Below are 3,761 nucleotides of genomic sequence, written 5' to 3' on the forward strand. Positions count from 1 at the left end.
TGGTCCACCTCAGCTACGGCCTGTCGATCATCCTGGGCTTCATCGGCGTCAAGCTGATCCTGCACGCGATGCACGAGTCCGGCGTCCACGTCCCCGAGATCAGCATCCCCTTCTCGCTGAGCTTCATCGTGCTCGTCCTGGCGGTCACGACGCTGACCAGCCTGCGCGCCGCGAAGAAGCAGGAGCAGGCAGCGGCCGAGGACGCGGGATCAGATGCCGCGCGAGCGCCACGGCAGTGAACGCGGCGACCAGCGCGCACACGCCGGTCCACCCGAAGCGGCCGTAGGCGCCGGCGCCCAGCCAGGAGCCGGCCGTGCCGCCCAGGTAGACGCAGGTCATGTACGCGGTGTTCAGGCGGCTGCGGACGTCCCCGCCGAGGTCGTAGATCCGCACCTGGTTGGCGACCATCCCGGACTGCATGCCGATGTCGAGCAGCAACGTGCCGACGACCAGCGCGCTCAGTCCGGGCACGCCGCCGAGGCCGCCGAACGCCAGCACCACCGCCGACACGGCGACCATGACGAAGCACACGAGGGTGACCCGGTCCGCTCCCCGGCGGTCCACCAGCCGGCCCGCGACCGGTGTGCACAGCATCGTCACCGCGTTGACGAGCGCCAGCAGCCCCGCCGCCCTGGCGCTCATGCCGTACACCGGGCCGGTGAGCAGCAGGGCCACGCCCGTCCACACCGCGGAGAACCCGGCGAACACCATGGCCTGGTACAGACACGAGCGGCGCAGCTCGGGCTCGGTGCGCAGCAGGCGCAGCGGCGCGGCGAGCAGCGCCGGGTAGGTCTGCGAGGTGGCCGGCGGCAGCGCCGGGAGCGTGCGGGCCAGCAGGGCGGCGACCGTCAGGGAGAGCGCGGCGGCGGCGACGTACGGCGCCCGCCAGCCGAGCCAGTCGCCGAGCGTGCCGGCGAAGGTGCGGGACAGCAGCATGCCGGCGAGCGCGCCGCTCAGCAGGGTGCCGCCCACCACGCCTCTGCGCTCGGCGGGCACCAGGCCGGCCGCCAGCGGGCCGGCGAGCGGGGCGATCACCGTCGTCGCGCCCACGAGCGCGCTCGCGGCGACGAGCGGCACCAGGCCCGGCGCGGTGCTCGCGGCGAGCAGTCCGAGGCCGGTCAGCATGAGCAGGGTGACGAGCAGGCGGCGGGGCCGCAGGCGGTCGCCCAGCGGGACGAACAGGAAGATGCCGGCCGCGTAGCCGAACTGGGTCGCGGTCACCACCGTGGCCGCCGCGGCGGGGGAGACGCCCAGGCCCGAGGCCACCAACGGGCCGATCGCCTGCGGGAAGTAGACATTGCCCACCGCGACTCCGCACGCGAAGGCGAGCAGCGCGATCGCCGGGGTAGTGTGCCGTTGCCCTTGATCCGTCATACGCCCAAGTCCAGGCGGCGACGGGCTGTTCGGCAAAGGATGTAGCCGGAGACTTAATGATCGGCTTCCTGCTCGACGTCGACGACCTTGCGGACACCCGGTTCGCGATCTCGCCGTTGCGTGAGGTCATGGGCAGCCTGCGGGCCCTGCGCGCGCCCGGCCTCTACCCCTTGCACACCCCGTGGCGCCGCTCCGTCCTCGACCGGCTCGACCCCGCCGACGCCCGGCTGCTGGGGGCCCTGGTGAGTCCGGCCCTGACCCTGCCCGACTTCCTGACCCCCCGTCCCACGACCTTCGCGCCCGCGATCGAGGACCAGCTCGCGGTCGTAGGAGCGACGCCACCCGAACTCATGCGACGAGACCTGTACGCGACCCACGCGCCGCACCCGCTGCCGGACGCCCTGCGGCAGATCACCGCACGGGGCGACGGGCCGGTGGCGGAGCTGCTGGAGGAGCTGTGCGCACTCCTGCTGCGTTACTGGGAGTTGGCCATACGCCCGGACTGGCGGCGGATGCGGCTCGTGCTGGAGGCCGACGTCACCCACCGCTCCCGGCAACTGGCCACGGGCGGGGCCCACCTGATCTTCTCCGACCTGCACCGCAACGTGCGCTGGCGCGACGGCGTCCTGAGCATCGACCGGATGATCGGCCGGCATGAGGTGGCCGGATCCGGCCGCGGGCTGCGTCTGGTGCCGTCCCTGTTCGCGCACAAGCCCGCGCCCCCGCTCAGCGCCGACGAGCCGCCGATGCTGGCCTATCCCAGCAGAGGCGCCGCCACCCTGTGGGAACCACGACCCGAGCCCGACACCTCCGCCCTCACCTCGCTGCTCGGCGCACCCCGCACCACGGTTCTGCGCCTGCTAGCCGAACCGCTCCCCACGGTCGAGCTCGCCCGCCGCCTGGACGTGACACCCAGCGCGGTCTCCCAGCACCTCCGGGTGCTGCACGCCACCGGGCTCGTCGCCCGGGCCCGGGACGGACGGCGCGTGCTGTACCGGCGGACCGCGCTGGGCGACCAGCTCGTGGGCCGGCCCTGAGGGCGGCGGCCGTTCAGCGGCCGGCCGGGCTCGGCTGAGCCACCGCGGGGCGGCTGCGGGAGACGACCCGCATCCCGCGGTCGTCGACGACCCGTACCTGCAGCGAGCCGCAGCCGCACCGCGTCCACACCGTGCGCCCCGCCGCGGTGCCGTGCCGGGACACCACCTGGAAGGGCTCGGCGCCGTCGGGCCACCCGCAGTGCGGGCAGACGGTGGTGGTCGTGCTGGTCATGGCGACTCCTCGTACCTCGTGGCTGATGGACCGTCGCGACACGACCAAGGGTGCGGTGCCCCTTCGTACACGTCCAGGTTGACTTTGTGGACCTCACCGTGAAGCGTGGGCTTCATGATTGACCTGCGTCGACTGCACGTCCTCAGGGCGGTCGCCCACTACGGCACGGTCACCGCGGCAGCCCGCGCCCTGCACTTCACGCCCTCCGCCGCCTCCCAGCAGATCCGCCAACTGGCCCGTGACCTGGGCGTCGACCTGCTGGAACCGCAGGGCCGCGGAGTGCGCCTGACCGCGGCCGCCGAGACTCTGCTCGCGCATGCCGACGCGATCGCGGAGCGCTGGGAGGCGGCCGAGCTCGACCTGCGCGCCGAGTACAGCGCGCCCACCGGGCAGCTACGGGTCGGCGGCTTTCCCACGGCCGTGTCGGTGCTGCTGGCGCCGATGGCCGTACGGCTGCGCGAGCGGCATCCGCGGCTGACCGTACGGATCCAGGAGACGGGGGTGCCGGAGTGCTTCGACCTGATCTTCGAGGGGGAGGTCGACCTGGCCGTGGTGGAGGTGACCCCGCACAACCCGCCGCTCGGCGACGCCCGCTTCGACCAGCGGCCGCTGCTGGACGACCCGTACGATCTCGTCGTCCCCGACGACCATCCCCTGGCCGGACGCGAGCGCGTCGACCTCGCGGAGGCGGCGCACGAGGACTGGATCGCGCCGGTGCCCGAGAGCGCGTGCCGTCCGCATGTGATGTCGGCGTGCGGGGCGGCGGGGTTCACCCCCGACGTGATCCATCACGCCCTGGACTGGAACGTCACCGCTCATCTGGTCGCCCACCGGCTCGGCGTCGCCCTGATCCCGCGGCTGGCCCAGCTGACCGGGCACCTGCCGATCAGCCGCGTCCGCTGCGCGGGCGACCCGCACCGCAAGCTGCTCACCTGCACGCGCCGGGGCTGCCGGGAGCGCCCCGCGGTGGCGGCGGCGCTGGAGGAACTGCGGGAGCTGGCGGCCACGGCGGTGGCCTGAGACGCCCACGGCGGTGACGCGGACCCCGGCGAACACGAACAACAACCCCACCGGTGCCAGCAGCGGCTTCAGCGCGGCCGCCGCACCGATCACCAGCC

General features: G+C 73.7%; 4 protein-coding genes and 1 pseudogene. 3 read left to right on the forward strand and 2 right to left on the reverse strand.

The window, feature by feature from the left end; genetic code table 11:
• A pseudogene (locus ABZ078_RS44175) lies at positions 1-239 on the forward strand (TerC family protein); the annotation flags it as partial.
• On the opposite strand, the gene ABZ078_RS44180 reads toward ABZ078_RS44175, so the two are convergent.
• Positions 145-1,374, reverse strand: a complete 1,230-nt coding sequence (locus ABZ078_RS44180) for an MFS transporter (RefSeq protein ID WP_356584324.1) — start codon at positions 1,372-1,374, stop codon at positions 145-147. The pseudogene ABZ078_RS44175 and the gene ABZ078_RS44180 sit on opposite strands and share 95 nt — an antisense overlap.
• Positions 1,375-1,430: 56 nt before the next feature.
• Here ABZ078_RS44180 and ABZ078_RS44185 point away from each other — a divergent pair, with 56 nt between their 5' ends.
• Positions 1,431-2,411, forward strand: coding sequence for a metalloregulator ArsR/SmtB family transcription factor (locus ABZ078_RS44185; RefSeq protein ID WP_356584326.1), 981 nt, complete (start codon positions 1,431-1,433; stop codon positions 2,409-2,411).
• Between the two features lie 13 nt (positions 2,412-2,424).
• Here ABZ078_RS44185 and ABZ078_RS44190 read toward each other — a convergent pair whose 3' ends face one another.
• Complete coding sequence (locus ABZ078_RS44190) at positions 2,425-2,643, reverse strand: hypothetical protein (RefSeq protein ID WP_356584328.1); 219 nt, start codon at positions 2,641-2,643, stop codon at positions 2,425-2,427.
• Between the two features lie 114 nt (positions 2,644-2,757).
• Between ABZ078_RS44190 and ABZ078_RS44195 the strand changes: the two genes are divergently transcribed.
• Positions 2,758-3,663, forward strand: a complete 906-nt coding sequence (locus ABZ078_RS44195) for a LysR family transcriptional regulator (protein ID WP_356584330.1) — start codon at positions 2,758-2,760, stop codon at positions 3,661-3,663.
• Positions 3,664-3,761 lie beyond the last annotated feature (98 nt).

The organism is Streptomyces sp. NPDC006385, assembly GCF_040612485.1.
GTDB lineage: Bacteria > Actinomycetota > Actinomycetes > Streptomycetales > Streptomycetaceae > Streptomyces.